Source organism: Streptomyces laculatispora, assembly GCF_017353455.1.
GTDB classification, from domain to species: domain Bacteria; phylum Actinomycetota; class Actinomycetes; order Streptomycetales; family Streptomycetaceae; genus Streptomyces; species Streptomyces laculatispora.
Genome location: NZ_JAFMPZ010000533.1, coordinates 1 through 15,975 on the forward strand (window position 1 = coordinate 1; position 15,975 = coordinate 15,975).

A 15,975-nucleotide genomic window follows, 5' to 3' on the forward strand; every position below is an offset into this window, starting at 1 on the left:
TGGCGCTGGCGGTCATCGGCGGCGGGGTGTACTTCCTGACGTCGGGCGGGGGCAGCGGCTCCGTCGCGGACGACGGCAAGACGTACAAGCTGACGACGCCGGCAACGGTGCTCGGCGGGGAGTACAAGAAGTCAGCCGCCAAGTCCGATGAAGAGAAGATGACGGACGAGGACATCAAGGAGGCTGAGGGCTGGGGCGTCAAGAACGCCAAGAACGTCAGCTCGCAGTACACCTCTGGCGAGGCAGCAAGCCAGAAGATCCTTCAGTTCAGCGGAGTCTACGGCGACATCGATGACCCCGAGAAGGTCATCGACGCCATGTTCGCCAAGATGAAGGAGGGTGCGGGAAAGGACAAGTCGGAGGGCGAACTTGTTGGCAGCCCGAAGGCCTTCACCCCGGCCGGGTTCGAGAACGGCGTCCTGAAGTGCCAGGAAGCCAAGGTCACGGACTCCAGCAGTGGAACTAGCAAGTCCATGACCATCCCCACATGCATTTGGGGCGACCACAGCACGGTGGCCTACGTCCTGAGCATGGACACGGCTTCCCTACTCACGGGCAAGGGCATAACGCTGGAATCTGCCGCAGACAATGCGGCGAAGCTTCGCAATGATGTCCGCGTCGAGGTCAAGTAGCAAGCGTCCTGCCGGGGAAATTGCGCAGGCCGCTGCAATCGCATTGCCGAGCAGAAAAGCGCCAGACCCGAGGAGCCGGATCCAGCCTCGCTGGATCCGGCTCCTCGCCGTCGCCTGGTGGTGCGACATCAACCAACGACGAGTCTGGACGGGCTCCCTGCACAGCGGGTCTGCAGCATACCGGCAAAATTGAGTTGCCACTTTTCCCTACTCGTGACACCCCATCCCAGCAAGGCACATCATGGGCGCAAAGAATGAGACACCCACCCGACACATACCGGCCGTTAGTTCTATATCGAGAAGCGCACACGCCCGCTACGTGATCCGATACACCACGACCAAACCCCTACCTGATGCACCAATAGGATTAGGATAGTTGCACCATGGCCTTCAAGTTCAGTCGTGTATTTACCGGATTCGCCCTGCCCGCAGCACTTTGTGCAGTGCCACTGGTTACGGCCACTCCGGCCTCAGCAACCCAATCGCAATGCATCGGCAGACTCATGGACTCTGGTGTCATCATCGGGCCGAAAGTCAAAGCGGCATGCAACTGGCCTGCATACAACTGGGGCGTAGTGCCCAGCGATGCATGCATGACCCTTCTGCAACAGGCAGGCGTTACAACGTGGGCCATCCGATACCCGGCATGCATCGTGGCTTAAGCGCGCAAGGAAGTCGTTGAAACAGAGCCGTAGAATCAAATAAATATGTGGGTCCCCCGCCTTTCCGGCGGGGGACCCACATCAACATAGCGCTGCCACCGCTACGCCGACTTCTCGTGCCGCCCGTCGTCGCCCTTGCCGATCGTCCGCGGCTCGCGCGGGACCAGGGTCGGGTTGACGTTGTTGCGGACCACGTCCGACGTGATGACGACCCGGGCGACGTCCTTGCGGGACGGCACCTCGTACATCACCGACTGGAGGACCTCCTCCATGATCGCGCGCAGGCCTCGGGCGCCGGTCTGGCGCAGGATCGCCTGGTCCGCGATGGCCTCCAGGGCCTCGCGCTCGAAGTCCAGCTCCACGCCGTCGAGTTCGAACAGCCGCTGGTACTGCTTCACCAGGGCGTTGCGCGGCTCGATGAGGATCTGGAGCAGGGCCTCGCGGTCCAGGTTGTGGACCGAGGTCAGGACCGGGAGGCGGCCGATGAACTCGGGGATCATCCCGAACTTCACCAGGTCCTCCGGCATGACCTCCTGGAACTGGTCGCTCGCCTGGATCTCCAGCTTGGAGCGGATCGTGGCGCCGAAGCCGATGCCCTTGGCGCCGGCCCGGGACTCGATGATCTTCTCCAGACCGGAGAACGCGCCGCCCACGATGAACAGCACGTTCGTCGTGTCGATCTGGATGAACTCCTGGTGCGGGTGCTTCCGGCCGCCCTGCGGCGGCACGGAGGCGGTGGTGCCCTCCAGGATCTTCAGCAGGGCCTGCTGGACGCCCTCGCCGGAGACATCGCGGGTGATCGACGGGTTCTCGCTCTTGCGGGCGACCTTGTCGATCTCGTCGATGTAGATGATCCCGGTCTCGGCCTTCTTGACGTCGTAGTCGGCCGCCTGGATCAGTTTCAGCAGGATGTTCTCGACGTCCTCGCCGACATAGCCGGCCTCCGTCAGCGCCGTCGCGTCCGCGATGGCGAACGGGACGTTGAGCATCCGGGCCAGTGTCTGCGCGAGGAGGGTCTTGCCCGAGCCCGTGGGGCCCAGCAGCAGGATGTTGGACTTGGCGAGCTCGATCGCGTCGTCACGGCTCGCACCGCCGCCGTTCTCGCCCGCCTGGACCCGCTTGTAGTGGTTGTACACAGCGACCGAGAGAGCCTTCTTCGCGGGCTCCTGGCCTACGACGTACCCCTCGAGGAACTCGTAGATCTCGCGCGGCTTGGGAAGTTCCTCCCACCGCACCTCGGAGGTCTCCGCGAGCTCCTCCTCGATGATCTCGTTGCAGAGATCAATGCACTCGTCGCAGATGTACACACCGGGTCCCGCGATGAGCTTCTTCACCTGCTTCTGGCTCTTTCCGCAGAACGAGCACTTGAGCAGGTCGCCGCCATCACCGATGCGTGCCACGAGGTGCTTCCCCTTCGCCTGGGAGACGCCTGGTTCAGCGCCTCCTGGTGCCTCTATCCGACGGTACCTTGCCTGGCCCCCCGTTCGGGCCCCCCTTGGCACGGTTCACACGGCCGAGGCCGGATGACCCTGCCGTACCAAGGGGTAAAGGCCGACGTCAGGCGGCCGCTCCGGCCGCGCTCTTGCGGGTCGCGACGATCTGGTCGACCAGGCCGTAGGCCAAGGCGTCATCGGCGGTCAGGATCTTGTCCCGCTCGATGTCGTCGCGGATCTTCTCGATCGGCGTGGTGGAGTGCTTGGCCAGCAGTTCCTCCAGCTGGCTCCGCATCCGCAGGATCTCGTTGGCCGCGATCTCCAGGTCGGAGAGCTGCTCACGGCCGGTCTGCGAGGACGGCTGGTGGATCAGGATACGCGCGTTCGGCAGCGCCAGACGCTTGCCCGGGGTACCCGCGGCGAGCAGCACGGCCGCGGCGGAGGCCGCCTGGCCCATGCAGACCGTCTGGATGTCCGGCTTCACGAACTGCATCGTGTCGTAGATCGCGGTGAGCGCGGTGAACGAGCCGCCGGGGCTGTTGATGTAGATCGAGATGTCCCGGTCCGGGTCCATCGACTCCAGGCACAGCAGCTGCGCCATGACGTCGTTGGCGGAGGCGTCGTCGATCTGCACGCCGAGGAAGATCACGCGCTCCTCGAAGAGCTTCGCGTACGGGTCGTACTCACGCACGCCCTGCGAGGTGCGCTCCACGAAGCGCGGCACGATGTAGCGGTTGTCCACCTGCGGGCCGGTGTAGAGGCCGCTCGCGGAGGCGCCGGAGAAGTTGTTCATGTGGGTGTTCACCATCCTGGTGGCGTTCTGTGGGCTGGGTGTCTCGGCGTACGAGAGATGCGGTGCGGTGCGACGCGGTCCGGTGGGAGCCGGATCAGGCACCGGTGCCGCCGCCGCCCGGAACGCCCGACGCGATCGTGATGATCTCGTCGATGAGGCCGTAGTCCTTGGCCTCCTCCGCGGTGTACCAGCGGTCGCGGTCGCCGTCGCGGATGATCGTCTCCACGGTCTGGCCGGAGTGGCGGGCGGTGATCTCCGCCATCCGCTGCTTGGTGCGCAGCAGGTACTGGGCCTGGATCTTGATGTCCGAGGCCGTTCCGCCGATACCGGCCGAACCCTGGTGCATGAGGATGTCGGTGTTCGGGAGCGCGAAGCGCTTGCCGGCGGTGCCGCCGGTGAGCAGGAACTGGCCCATCGAGGCCGCCATGCCCATACCGATGGTGACCACGTCGTTCGGGATGTACTGCATGGTGTCGTAGACCGCCATGCCGGCCGTCACCGAACCGCCGGGGCTGTTGATGTAGAGGTAGATGTCCTTGTCCGGGTCGGCGGCAAGGAGGAGCAGCTGCGCGGTGATCTTGTTGGCGATGTCATCGTCGACCTGCTGACCGAGGAAGATGATGCGCTCGCCGAGCAGTCGGCTGTAGACCTGGTCACCGAGGCCTCCACCGAGGGACGGCTCTCCGGCGGCGTAGGGCATCAGATTCGTCACGTATCCACCTGCTCGTCTCTGACGGCTCCGGCCGTCTCAGCGTCTTCGTACCGGGTGGGCCGGGACTCCCCGACCCTTCCTATTCATGGACCCTAACGCGCAGGTGGGACAACGCCATCCCGCTTCCGCAACTGTTCGCTGGGAGCGCAAGCTCCGTAGTCCGCACACGGGTTGTGGGGGGACGTCCGTCGATACGACGACGGGCTCCGGACGCGATTGCGTCCGGAGCCCGTCGTACGTGTTCGGAGCGAGGCTCAGGCCTCGGTCTTCTCCTCGGCCGCGTCGGCCACGGCGTCGGTGGTGCCCTCGGCGGCCTCGACCGCCTCGGTGGCCTCCTCCGCTACCTCTTCGTCGTCTTCCAGCTCGACGACCTCACCGTTGGTGTCGACGACCTTGGCGGCCTCGACGACCACGGCGAGCGCCTTGCCGCGGGCGACCTCGCCGACGAGCATCGGCACCTGGCCACCCTCGACGACGGCCTGGGCGAACTGGTCGGGGCTCATGCCGGAGGACTGCGCGCGCCGCATGAGGTGCTCGGTGAGCTCCTCCTGGTTGACGTTCAGCTTCTCCTTGTTGACGAGCTCGTCAAGGATGAACTGGGTCTTGATGCCCTTGATGGCCTGCTCGGAGGTCTCCGCCTCGAACTCCTCAAGGGTCTTGCCCTGGATCTCCAGGTACTTCTCCAGGTCGAGACCCATCTGGCCGAGCTGGTGGTGCTCCAGGTTGTGCTTGCGGGTCTGGACCTCGTCCGCGAGCAGCTTCTCGGGGATCGGGACCTCGGCGAGCTTCAGCAGCTCCTCCAGGACGCGCTCCTGGGCCTGGGTGGCCTGGTCGTACTGCTTGGTGTTCTCCAGGCGCTTGCGGCTGTCGGCCTTGAGCTCGTCGAGCGTGTCGAACTCGCTCGCCATCTGGGCGAAGTCGTCGTCCAGCTCGGGAAGCTCACGGGCGGCGACCGCGGTGACCTTGACGGTGACCTCGGCCTCCTTGCCCTCGGCCGAGCCGCCCTTCAGCTCGGAGGTGAAGGTGGTCTCGCCACCCGCCTCCAGGCCGGTGACCGCATCGTCGATGCCTTCGAGGAGCTCGCCGGAACCGATGGTGTACGAAACACCCTCGGCCACGCCGTCCTCCAGGACCTCGCCCTCGACCTTGGCGGTCAGGTCGATCGTCACGACGTCGCCGTCGGCGGCGGCGCGCTCGACCGGGTTGGTCGAGGCGAAGCGCTCGCGGAGCTGCTCCACGGCCTTCTCGATGTCCTCGTCGCTGACCTCAAGGGCGTCGACGGTGACCTCGATGCCGGAGTAGTCCGGAATCTCGATCTCGGGGCGTACGTCAACCTCGGCGGTGAAGGCCAGCAGTTCGCCGTCCTTCAGCTCCGTGATGTCGACCTCCGGCTGGCCGAGGACGTTGAGCTCTCCCTCGTTGACGGCCTCGGTGTAGAACTTCGGGAGCGCGTCGTTGACGGCCTCCTCCAGCACCGCACCACGGCCGAACCGCTGGTCGATGACCCGGTTGGGGATCTTGCCCTTGCGGAACCCCTTCACCGTGACCTGCTGGTTGATCTTCTTGTACGCCGCGTCGAGGCTGTCCTTGAGCTCCTCGAAGGGCACCTCAATGCTGAGCCGAACCCGGGTCGGGTTCAGGGTCTCCACGGCGCTCTTCACGGTTCGGTCTCCTTGTGGCTGACTTCTTGGGGTTCTGCTCCACCGCACACGAGGCGGCTTCGCGGACCGAGCCCGGTACATCAGACACACGGGCACGCATTTTGCATAGTAACGGCAAGGGGTAGAACTCCCACAATGCGACCTTGCCGGTGGTCGGGGTGGCCGGATTCGAACCGACGACCTTCCGCTCCCAAAGCGGACGCGCTACCAAGCTGCGCCACACCCCGTCGGTGCGACACGTAGGGTACATGCAGAGCGGCAGTGGATCGGCAGCTTTTCCCCGGACGTCGCACAACGCCACACCGGGTGCGGGGATCGGGTGTGCGGGCAGCGCCCGCGACCCGCTACGATGCTTCTCGTGCCGCGGTCCTGGTGACCTGCGGTGAGTTGCATGCGGGCGTAGCTCAATGGTAGAGCACTAGTCTTCCAAACTAGCTACGCGGGTTCGATTCCCGTCGCCCGCTCCATGGCTCGGGCCCGGCCCGGCGGCATCCTTCTCGGATGGCTGCCGGACCGGGCCTTTTGCGTTCCCGGGGGTGCGGAGCGGCCGCGGATCAGCTTCTGATCCGCGGCCCCGGATCAGAAGCTGATCTGGTTGATGCTCTGCGCTATCGAGTCCATGAACTTCTGGATCGACGGCGCCATGCCGGTCGATGCCAGGAAGAAGCCGAAGAGCACCGCGACGACCGCGGGTCCGGCCTTGATGGAGCCGCCTCGGATCAGGACCACCAGGATGATCGCCAAAAGAAGCACCACAGACAGTGAAATGGCCACGACTGATCACACCCTCGGTCGGTCCGCCTTGCCGGCCCGGAAGCGTGCGGCCGCGCACACCTCCGTTTGCGTCCATCGTGCCACCAACTCCCCTGTGGTCGCTGCCAGGTGACGCATGGACCGGTCGGTATCGCGCCATCTTGCGCCGGTTGCGCGCCGGTGCGCGACGTCCGGGCGCGGCCGCCGGCCCAACAGCCGCAAGGGGGGCGCGAGGAGAAGCGCGCAGCGATGACCCGACGGCGGGAATGATCTGCAACGGTGATCGTTTCCTTACCCACACACTTTATTCACATGGAATTCCCCGGACCCAAGGCGACGTAATTCACTTCCCCCAACCGCCTGCCGATATGCACCATTTAAGGAGGATTAATGCGCCCATATCGGGCGTAAATCAAAGGTTTGGCTTTTAATCAACCGGGCACAGGCGATATCCGATGGCGGTTTTACGAAATGCAATCGAGACGTCTAGGGTGCTTGAGATGTTCCACGCTCCGAACGTATTTCAGAGGGCCCCGCTCCCACCGGAGACCCGGGAGTCGGAGCCCAGACCCCACACGCCCGCGAGGACCCCGGACTCCCCCTCCGCGGTGGCGGAGCGGCCTGCGCAGAACGCGCCTGCGAAGAAGCGTGACGCCTACTTCGACAACGCCAAATACCTCGCCATCGTGCTGGTCGCGGTGGCGCACTCGTGGGTGCCGGTCATGGAGGGAAGCAGGGCGGCCCGCGCGCTGTACATGGTGACGTACACCTTCCACATGCCGGCCTTCATCATCATTTCCGGCTATTTCTCACGTTCGTTCAGCCTGACCCCCGCCAAGGTGAAGCGCCTGGTCACGGGGGTCGCCGTGCCGTATGTGGTGTTCGAGACGGCGTACTCGCTGTTCCGGCGGTACGCGAACGACTCGCCCGATGCTGCGATCAGCCTGCTGGAGCCCTGGTACCTCACCTGGTTCCTGGCCGCGCTGTTCATCTGGCGGCTCACCACGCCGATCTGGCAGAACCTGCGCCACCCGCTGGCGGTCTCGCTCGTGATCGCCGTCCTCGCCTCGTTCGCCCCCAGCATCGGCGACGATCTCGACCTGCCGCGCGTTCTGCAGTTCCTGCCGTTCTTCGTGCTCGGACTCCAGCTCAAGCCCGAACACTTCCGGCTGGTCAAGCGCCGCGAGGTGCAGTTGCTCGCGCTGCCGCTGTTCGCCGGTGCGGCGGTCTTCGCCTACTGGGCGGCGCCCCGGATGCAGCTGGGCTGGTTCCTGCGCGACTCCAGCGCCCAGGACATGAACGCCCCGTGGTGGTCCGGCGCGGTGATGACCCTCGCGCTGTTCGGCTGCGCGACGCTGCTCACCATCGGGTTCCTGGCGTGGGTGCCGCGCCGCCACATGTGGTTCACGGTGCTGGGCGCCGGGACGATCTGCGGCTATCTGCTGCACGGGTTCCTGGTGAAGGGCGCCGACTACGCGGGCATCTTCGACCGCAACGACTGGCTGGTCTCGCCGACCGGTCTGGTGATCGTCACCGTGGCCGCCTCGGCCGGGGTGACGCTGCTGTGCACGCCGCCGGTACGGCGGGTCATGCGATGCGTGACGGAACCGGACATGAACTGGGCGTTCCGACGGGACGCCGCCAAGATCTGAGACACGGCGAAGCCCGGCCCCGAGGGGCCGGGCTTCGCCGTGTTGGCTCAATACCGCTGTTCGGTGGGCGTTTCCGGTGCGGTGAGTCCGAGCAGGCTCCGTACCTGCGCATACTTCTCGGCCAGCCGGGTACGGGTCGCCGGGTCCAGCACCGCGAGCCGGGCCGGGTCGGCGTTGTGCGCGAGATCGGACTCCTTGATCAGCAGTGCGCCCGGGGTGGCCAGGATGCGGCGGGTGTACGCCGGCAGGTCCTCGCCGTCCCGCTTGCTGACGGCGAGGACCATGTCCTTGACCTGCTGCGGCAGAGCGGCCCCGGCCAGCCACCGCGCCGACAGCGTGTCGTCCTCGACCGCGTCGTGCAGCCAGGCCGCCGCGATCTGGTCGTCGCTGCCGCCCCTGGCCCGTACGCCCTCGGCGACGGCCGCGAGATGTTCGGCGTACGGGCGGCCCGCCTTGTCCCGTTGGCCCTCGTGGGCCTCGCGGGCGATGCGCTCGACGTCGGCCAGGGTCAGCTGCGCGCGTGGTGCTGTCATGGCCCGACTCTACGGACGGGCCGCGGCCCGGCTCAGGGCGGCGCGGGCCGGCACCAGGGCGGCGGCCAGGCCGAGGCCCACGGTCGCGGCCAGGAACGATCCGTACAACGCCGGGGGAATGTACGGCGATTCGCCCGTCAGGCCCCTCATCATCGGGATGAGGGTGGCCAGCGCGATGGCCGTGCCGAGCGCGGCCCCGGCCACGGTGACCAGCAGGGCCTCCCAGCGGATCATGCCCATGACCTGACGGCGGGTGGAGCCGACGAGCCGGAGCATGGTCAGTTCCCTGCGCCGGTCCAGGACGGTCATCACCAGCGTGTTGACCGCCGCGACGGCGGCGAATCCGCCGAGGACCGCGGCCATGACGGTGTTGGCCCAGGCGTTGAGCTCACGGTCCCGGCTCTGCGCGGTGGCATAGCCGGAGGAGTCGGTCACGGTGCCGAGTGCGGCGAGCCGCCCCGCGCCCGCCGGGGTGGCCCGTACCAGTACGTCGGAGGCGTACGGCGAGGTGACGTGGCCCCGCAGGTCGTCGGCGGGCAGGGTGACGAGTGCGGTGCCCAGACCCCGGCCGTAGACCGCGACGATCTTCGGGGACGCCTCGGTGCCGTCCGGCAGGCGCAGCGCGAGGCGGTCGCCGGTGTGCAGCTTCACCGAGTCGGCGAGCGTGGTGTCGATCGCGACGGTGCCGGGGGCGAGGGCGTCGAGCGATCCCGTGCGGACGTCGAGGTCCTGGACCTCGGCGAGTTCACGGCCCGAACCGATGACTCCCTGCGCGGCGGAGTTCGCCAGCCACTTGTCGCCGCCCGAGCCGGAGGGCACCAGGACGGAGGTGCGGAGCAGGCCGACGGCGGTGGAGACGCCGGGGGTCGCGGCGGCCCGCTCGGTGGCGTCGGAGGCGAGACCGGCCGGCGCGGAGACGATGTGGTCGGCGGTGATGCCGTCGCGCTGCTGGTGCTCGATCGCCCGGTCCTCGCTGGTGTGCATGAAGACCAGGGTCGAGGAGAAGGCCATGGCGAGCACGATCGGCGTGATCGCTGAGGCCATCCGCCGGGAGTTGGCGCGGGAGTTGGCCGCGGCCAGCGAGGCCGACGCGCCACCGGCCCGCAGCGGGAGTCCCAGGAGCGAGGCGCAGATCCGGGCGATCAGCGGGCCGAGCAGGCCGACCGCGAGCATGAAGAGCATGACCACACCGAGTGCGGCGTTGGCCGCGTCCTCGCCGGTCTGCGAGGCGGCGATGCCCGCGAAGACGGCGCCGCCGGCCAGGGCGGCGATGCCCAGCGGCGTACGGATCCAGCCGAACGGCGCTCGTTCCACGGCGGACTGGGCGAGGGCGAGGCCCGGCTTCGTCTTCGCCGGGCGGCGCGCGGCGGTGTATCCGGCGCCCAGCGCGGTGAGCATCGTGGCGGCGACGGCGATCGTCAGCGGCAGCCAGGAGACCTGCAGCCCCACGGCCTCGGGGATGGCGCCCTTCTCCTTGAGCTGGCCGAACCACCAGGTGGCCAGGGCGATTCCGGGCAGGCAGCCGACCGCCCCGGCGAGCGGTGCGACGAGCAGGGACTCGGTGGCGATGGTGCGGCGCAGCTGGCGCGGGGTGGCGCCGATCGCACGCAGCAGGGCGAATTCGCGGCTGCGCTGGCCGACGGAGAGGGCGACCGTACCGGCGGCGGTGAAGACGGCGACCATCGCGGCGATGCCGCCGAAGGAGCCGCCGAGCCCGGTCAGGACTTCCTTGGCGGCGGCGAGGCCCGGGTCCTCCACCGCACCGCGGTCGTTCCCGGTGCTGACCCTGGCGCCGGAGGTGTCGCCCACGGCGTCGGTGACCTGGCGGGCGAGGGTGTCCGTGGCGGTGCCGTCGGCGGCGAGTACGGCGATGGCGTCGACCCGGCCGGGGTGGCCGGAGAGCGCCACGGCCTGGTGGTCGGTGAACCAGACGGTGGCGTCGGTGGCGGTGGTGCCGGAGACCCGGAACTCCTTCGCGCCCGCCGGGGTGTCCAGGGTGACGCGGTCCCCGGTCCGGGCCTTGTCGCTGCCGGCCGGGACGACGACCTCGCCGGTGCGCGGTGCGTCGCCGGACGCGAGCCGGGTGCCGGTGAGGGCGGTGGAGCCCCAGCCGTGCGCGGTGAGGGGGTCGGTGCCCAGGTGCACGGGGTAGCCGACGTCGCCGATCGCGGCCGCGGCGCCGGGGGCGGAGGCGGCCTTCGCGACCAGCGCGTCGGACAGCCGGGCGGTGTCCGGCAGCGCACTGGCCTCCTCGTGGCGCTCCTCCCCGCTGCCGACGGTCAGGCGGGCCTGCTGGTCGGCGGCGACGATCACCGGCGCCTTGGCGTAGCGCTCGGGCGGGACGGACGCGCGCAGGCCGGTCTCCAGCAGGATGCCGCAGGCGGAGACGATGGCCGCCGCGAGCAGGAGGGCGACGAAGGTACCCACGAACGACGAGGGCTTGAAGCGTACGGCCGCGCGGGCAAGACCGTTCGGCACGTGCGGGGTGAACATCAGGCGGCGGCCCTTGCGTAGGCGGGAGCGGTCAGCGCGGTCATCCGTGCGGCGATCCGGTCGGCGCCGGCGCGGGGCAGGCTGTCCGCGATCTCGCCGTCGGCGAGGAAGAGCACGTTGTCCGCGTAGGCGGCGGCCGCCGGGTCGTGGGTGACCATCACGACGGTCGCGCCGAGGGTGTCCACCGCGTGCCGGAGCAGCTGGAGGATCTCGGCGGCGGTGGTGGTGTCGAGGGCGCCGGTCGGCTCGTCGGCGAAGATCACGTCGGGCCGGGTGACCAGGGCGCGGGCGACGGCGACGCGCTGCTGCTGGCCGCCGGAAAGCTGGCCGGGACGCCGGTCCCCCTTGTCGCCGAGGCCGACCCGGGTGAGCATCTCGGTGGCCTCGCGGCGGCTGCGGGCGGAGCCGGTGCGCTGACCGGCCAGGCGCATGGGGAGGACGACGTTCTGCTCGACCGTGAGGGACGGGAGCAGGTTGAACGCCTGGAAGACGAAGCCGAGCCGGGTGCGGCGCAGTTCGGTGAGCTTGTTCTCGCTCATGCCGGTGATATCCGTGCCGCCGAGGCTGACCGATCCCGTGGTGGGGCGGTCGAGTCCGGCCGCGCACTGGAGGAACGTCGACTTGCCGGAGCCGGAGGGGCCCATCACGGCGGTGAAGCTGCCCCGCGGCAGGGCGAGGTCGATGCCGCGCAGGGCGTGGACGGCGGAGCCGCCGCGGCCGTACTGCCTGCGGACGCCGCGCAGTTCCACAGCCAGGTCCGCGGCGGCGGGCCCTGCGTAGGTCTGCGCGGTCCGAGCCTCACGTGCTGTCCGCACGCTTTCCTGCGCGCCCTGCCTGGTGCGCCGAAGCCCCATGATGTCCGCCTTCCGTAGCCATACGTGATCGATACCTCGAACGTACGGATCCGTGCTGGTCCGGGGCCATGGCGGCTGCTGGCGGATCGGGGGTGGGGGAAACCCCAGGGTGCTCCCGGGGGTGCGCCCCGAGACTCCTGTCGGGCGGTCTGTGGGAGGCCTGCCGGTCGGCTGAGGGAGGCCTGCCCGGGGGGTCGCCGGGCGCGGGGATACTTGCAACGTCAATCATTCGGTAAACTAATTACTGACGATTTCTTGACGCTCTCTTGACCAAGCGAAGGACTGGGCTCATCGGACACGCAGACACGCTCATCGCCATGGGCGGCGCCTTCCTCGCCGCCGCCGTTCTCGCCCGCCTCGGCAGCCGTATCGGACTGCCGACCATCCCCCTGTTCATCCTGGCCGGAATCCTGCTCGGCCCGCACACCCCCGGCATCATCCTCGTCGCCGACCCGCACGACCTGGAGATGCTCTCCGCGCTCGGCCTGGTGCTGCTGCTCTTCTACCTGGGCCTGGAGTTCCACCTCGACGACCTCAAGGCGGGCGGGCGCAGGATGGCGCTCGCCGGCGGCGCCTATCTCGCCCTGAACGTCGGCGCCGGGCTCGGATTCGGCTTCGCGCTGGGCTGGGGCACGTCGGAGGCACTGGTGCTCGCCGGGGTGCTCGGCATCTCGTCGTCGGCCATCGTCACCAAGGTCCTGGTCGACCTGGGCCGGATCGGCAATCCGGAGACCAAGCCGATCCTCGGGATCATCGTCGTCGAGGACGTGTTCCTGGCGCTGTACCTGGCGGCCCTCCAGCCCATCCTCTCGGGCGCCGACAGCCTCGCGGCGGCGGCGGTCGACGGCGGCAAGGCCTTCGGCTTCCTGCTGGTGCTGGCCCTGGCCGCCCGGTTCGGCACCAAGCTCATCAGCAAGCTGATCAACACCCGGGACGACGAACTCCTCGTCATCTCCTTCCTCGGCGCCGCCGTCCTGGTGGCCGGTATCTCGGAGTGGTTCGGGGTCGCGGACGCCATCGGCGCCTTCATGGTGGGTCTGATGCTCGGCAGCACCACCTCGGGGACACGCATCCTCAAGCTGGTCCACCCGCTGCGCGACGCCTTCGGCGCGATCTTCTTCTTCGCCTTCGGCCTCTCCATCAACCCCGGCGATCTGTCGGTCGTGCTGTGGGCGGTGCTGGCCGCCGTCGCGGTGACCCTCGCCATGAACGTCCTGGCCGGGATGGCCACCGCCAAGCTGTACGGGTTCGGCCCGCAGGCCACGGCGAACATCTCCACCACCCTGGTGGCGCGCGGCGAGTTCGCGCTCATCCTCGCCACGATGGCGGCGGGCGCGGGACTCGACGAGCGGCTGGCGCCGTTCATCGCCGGATACGTACTCGTCCTCGCGGTCCTGGCGCCACTGGCGGCCGGACGGTCGCACTGGCTGGCCAGGATCCTTCCGGGCGGACGCGACGCCGCACTCGCCCCGATCCGGTGACGGACCGAAAGCCGTTGACGTACGCCCGGTTCGGGCCGGTTGCGTACGGTTCAGGATTTACGTGACAGAAGCAGCAGCGCCCGGTCGTCGTTGACGTCCTTGGCGCACGCCTCGATGAGGTGCCAGGCCGCGCCCTCGAAGCCCGTCGAGACATAGCGGTCGGCCTCGCCGGTCAGCCGGTCGATGCCCTCCGCCATGTCCCGTTCGGACGTCTCCACCAGTCCGTCGGTGAACAGCATCAGTACGTCTCCGGGGGCCAGCGAGCCCTTCACGGCGTCGAACTCCGCCCCGTCGTACACCCCGAGCAGCGGGCCCTCCGCGGCCTTCTCCTCCCACCGGCCGCTGCCGGCGTGGAGCTGGAGGGCGGGGGGATGGCCCGCCGAGAGGAGCTCGTAGTCGCCGGATTCGAGGTCCAGGACCAGATGGATCGAGGTGGCGAAACCCTCGTCCCAGTCCTGGCGCAGCAGATACGCGTTGGCGGCGGGCAGGAAGCCGTGCGGCGGCAGCGATCCGAGGAGCCCGCCGAAGGCGCCGGACAGCAGCAGGGCGCGGGAGCCCGCGTCCATGCCCTTGCCGGAGACATCGGTGAGCACGGCCTCCAGGGTGCGGCCGCCGTTGGTGCGGGCCGCGACGACGAAGTCGCCGGAGAAGGACTGCCCGCCGGCCGGGCGCAGCGACATCTCCCGGTGCCAGCCCTGCGGGAGCCGGGGCAGCGCGCTCTGGACCCGGATGCGTTCACGCAGGTCGAAGAGCATGGTGCCGCCGCGCCGCCACGGGACGCCGACCCTGGCCCGGAACTGGGCGAGCACCAGCCCGAAGAAGCCGCAGGCCGCGACCGTCAGCACGGTTCCGGGGGTGACCCCGACCGTGCCGTCCTTGAACGGGCCGAGCCCGATGGACTCGACGATCAGGGCAGCGGCAGCGGCCGCGTACAGGCCGAGCAGGCTGGCGGGCCGCAGCAGCAGGCCGCCCGCGACGATCGGCAGGACGAGTGCGGTCGGTGAACACCACACGGGGTTCAGGAGGGTGCCGCAGGTGATGGCCGGGATGATCAGCAGCAGGGCGGCCAGGGCGATCCAGTCGGAGCCGTCGCCACGGAAGTAGTCGACGCCGGATCTGCGCAGCGTGCTGCGTACCCGGTGCGCCGATTTCCTCAATCGGGCCGGGTAGGTCTCTGCTCCTGCGCGTCGGGCCATTGCGGGGACTTTATCCACCCGAGGGCCTCCGGTGCAGGGGGACCCCTGTGACAATGCGTTCGAAAACGGGTCGCCCGTCCGCCGCGGCACCTGGTAGGCATGGCATATGACTACAGAGCTCCGCGTGTTGCGGCCGTCCGAATGGAACGAATGGTTCGAGTGCCTGGAGCTCGCCTTCGGAGGAGTCGCCGACTCGCCCGAGCAGCGCGAGCTGGAGGAGGCACTGACCGAGCACGAGCGCTCGGTCGGGATCTGGGACGGCCCCGATGTGGTCGCCACGTCAGGGGCGTTCAGCTTCCGGCTGGCCGTGCCGGGCGGCGCGCTGGTGCCGGCCGCGGGTGTGACGATGGTGAGCGTCGCGGCCACCCACCGCAGGCGCGGGCTGCTGACCTCGATGATGCGCCGCCAGCTCGACGACGTGCGGGCGCTGGGTGAGCCGATCGCCGTGCTCACGGCGTCGGAACCGGCGATCTACGGCCGGTACGGGTACGGGGCGGCGACCCGCCAGATGTCCCTGGCGATCGACACGGACCGGGTGCGGCTGAACGTCCCCGAGGGTACGGACGAGATCCGGCTGCGGTACGCGAAGAAGGACGAGGCGGTCGCGGCCTGCGAGAGCGTGTACGCGCGCCTGGTGCCGGGCCGCCCCGGCACTCCGGCCCACGGTCCGGGCTGGGAGCGCAAGTCGCTCACCGATCCGGCGAGTTCGCGGCAGGGCGGTTCGGCGTTGCAGTGCGTGCTGGCCGAGCGGGACGGCGAGGTGGTGGGTTATACGACGTACCACATCAAACCGGACTGGGAGATGTCGGGGCCCAAGGGCCGGATCGCGGTGAGCGATCTGGCGGCACTGGATCCGGCGGCGTACGCGGCGCTGTGGCGGTTCCTCTTCGGGATCGACCTGACGTCGACGGTCGAGGCGCGGAACCGGCCGGTGGACGACGCGGTGCTGCATCTGGTGTCGGACGTGCGGCGGTGCGAGGTCCGCATCCGGGATTCGCTCCATGTGCGGCTGGTGGACGTGGGCGCGGCGCTGGAGGCGCGGAGCTACCGGGCGCCGGTGGATGTGGTGTTCGAGGTCGAGGACGCGTTCCAGCCCCTAGAACGCGTCCTCGACCTCGAA

Annotated in this window: 12 protein-coding genes, 2 tRNA genes and 1 pseudogene; 5 read left to right on the top strand and 10 right to left on the bottom strand. The window is 68.9% G+C overall.

Going from position 1 to position 15,975, the window contains the following annotated elements:
• A pseudogene (locus J1C73_RS28120) lies at nt 1–632 on the top strand (hypothetical protein); the annotation flags it as partial.
• Between the two features lie 763 nt (nt 633–1,395).
• Here the strand turns inward: J1C73_RS28120 and clpX are convergent.
• The 5 genes from clpX to J1C73_RS28145 all read right to left on the bottom strand — a co-directional run bounded on the left by clpX (nt 1,396) and on the right by J1C73_RS28145 (nt 6,120).
• Entirely contained in the window at nt 1,396–2,694 is a 1,299-nt protein-coding gene (gene clpX, locus J1C73_RS28125) for an ATP-dependent Clp protease ATP-binding subunit ClpX (protein ID WP_207318840.1), read from the bottom strand.
• 157 nt (nt 2,695–2,851) lie between these two features.
• Nucleotides 2,852–3,535: an ATP-dependent Clp protease proteolytic subunit gene (locus tag J1C73_RS28130; protein WP_123471017.1), complete on the bottom strand. Its 684-nt coding sequence runs from the start codon at nt 3,533–3,535 to the stop codon at nt 2,852–2,854.
• 79 nt (nt 3,536–3,614) lie between these two features.
• Nucleotides 3,615–4,220 carry an ATP-dependent Clp protease proteolytic subunit gene (locus tag J1C73_RS28135; RefSeq protein WP_164494417.1) on the bottom strand — a complete coding sequence of 202 codons (606 nt, stop codon included), beginning with the start codon at nt 4,218–4,220 and terminating at the stop codon, nt 3,615–3,617.
• Between the two features lie 266 nt (nt 4,221–4,486).
• Nucleotides 4,487–5,893 (bottom strand): trigger factor, encoded by a 1,407-nt coding sequence (gene tig / locus J1C73_RS28140; protein ID WP_207318841.1) that lies wholly within the window; start codon nt 5,891–5,893, stop codon nt 4,487–4,489.
• A gap of 150 nt (nt 5,894–6,043) precedes the next feature.
• Nucleotides 6,044–6,120 (bottom strand) — tRNA-Pro (locus J1C73_RS28145).
• Between the two features lie 166 nt (nt 6,121–6,286).
• Here J1C73_RS28145 and J1C73_RS28150 point away from each other — a divergent pair.
• Nucleotides 6,287–6,360 (top strand) — tRNA-Gly (locus tag J1C73_RS28150).
• A 112-nt stretch (nt 6,361–6,472) separates the two neighbouring features.
• Here the strand turns inward: J1C73_RS28150 and J1C73_RS28155 are convergent.
• On the bottom strand, nt 6,473–6,667 hold the full coding sequence (locus J1C73_RS28155; protein WP_145763503.1) for a hypothetical protein: 195 nt from the start codon (nt 6,665–6,667) through the stop codon (nt 6,473–6,475).
• A 479-nt stretch (nt 6,668–7,146) separates the two neighbouring features.
• Here J1C73_RS28155 and J1C73_RS28160 point away from each other — a divergent pair, with 479 nt between their 5' ends.
• A complete protein-coding gene (locus J1C73_RS28160; RefSeq protein WP_207318842.1) occupies nt 7,147–8,298 on the top strand; it encodes an acyltransferase family protein in 1,152 nt (383 codons plus the stop codon).
• 47 nt (nt 8,299–8,345) lie between these two features.
• On the opposite strand, the gene J1C73_RS28165 is transcribed toward J1C73_RS28160, so the two are convergent.
• Genes J1C73_RS28165 through J1C73_RS28175 form a run of 3 tightly spaced genes read right to left on the bottom strand, consistent with a single transcriptional unit; the run spans nt 8,346 to nt 12,178 of the window.
• Nucleotides 8,346–8,831, bottom strand: coding sequence for an HD domain-containing protein (locus J1C73_RS28165; protein WP_207318843.1), 486 nt, complete (start codon nt 8,829–8,831; stop codon nt 8,346–8,348).
• 9 nt (nt 8,832–8,840) lie between these two features.
• Nucleotides 8,841–11,324, bottom strand: coding sequence for an ABC transporter permease (locus J1C73_RS28170; RefSeq protein ID WP_207318844.1), 2,484 nt, complete (start codon nt 11,322–11,324; stop codon nt 8,841–8,843).
• Complete coding sequence (locus J1C73_RS28175) at nt 11,324–12,178, bottom strand: ABC transporter ATP-binding protein (RefSeq protein WP_207318845.1); 855 nt, start codon at nt 12,176–12,178, stop codon at nt 11,324–11,326. The genes J1C73_RS28170 and J1C73_RS28175 overlap by 1 nt, the downstream gene beginning before the upstream one ends.
• Nucleotides 12,179–12,495: 317 nt before the next feature.
• Here J1C73_RS28175 and J1C73_RS28180 point away from each other — a divergent pair, with 317 nt between their 5' ends.
• Nucleotides 12,496–13,659: a cation:proton antiporter gene (locus tag J1C73_RS28180; protein WP_207318846.1), complete on the top strand. Its 1,164-nt coding sequence runs from the start codon at nt 12,496–12,498 to the stop codon at nt 13,657–13,659.
• Between the two features lie 50 nt (nt 13,660–13,709).
• On the opposite strand, the gene J1C73_RS28185 is transcribed toward J1C73_RS28180, so the two are convergent.
• Nucleotides 13,710–14,855, bottom strand: coding sequence for a PP2C family protein-serine/threonine phosphatase (locus tag J1C73_RS28185; protein WP_207318847.1), 1,146 nt, complete (start codon nt 14,853–14,855; stop codon nt 13,710–13,712).
• Between the two features lie 106 nt (nt 14,856–14,961).
• Between J1C73_RS28185 and J1C73_RS28190 the strand changes: the two genes are divergently transcribed.
• Nucleotides 14,962–15,975: GNAT family N-acetyltransferase (locus J1C73_RS28190; RefSeq protein ID WP_207318848.1), on the top strand; the 1,014-nt coding region annotated here is incomplete at its 3' end.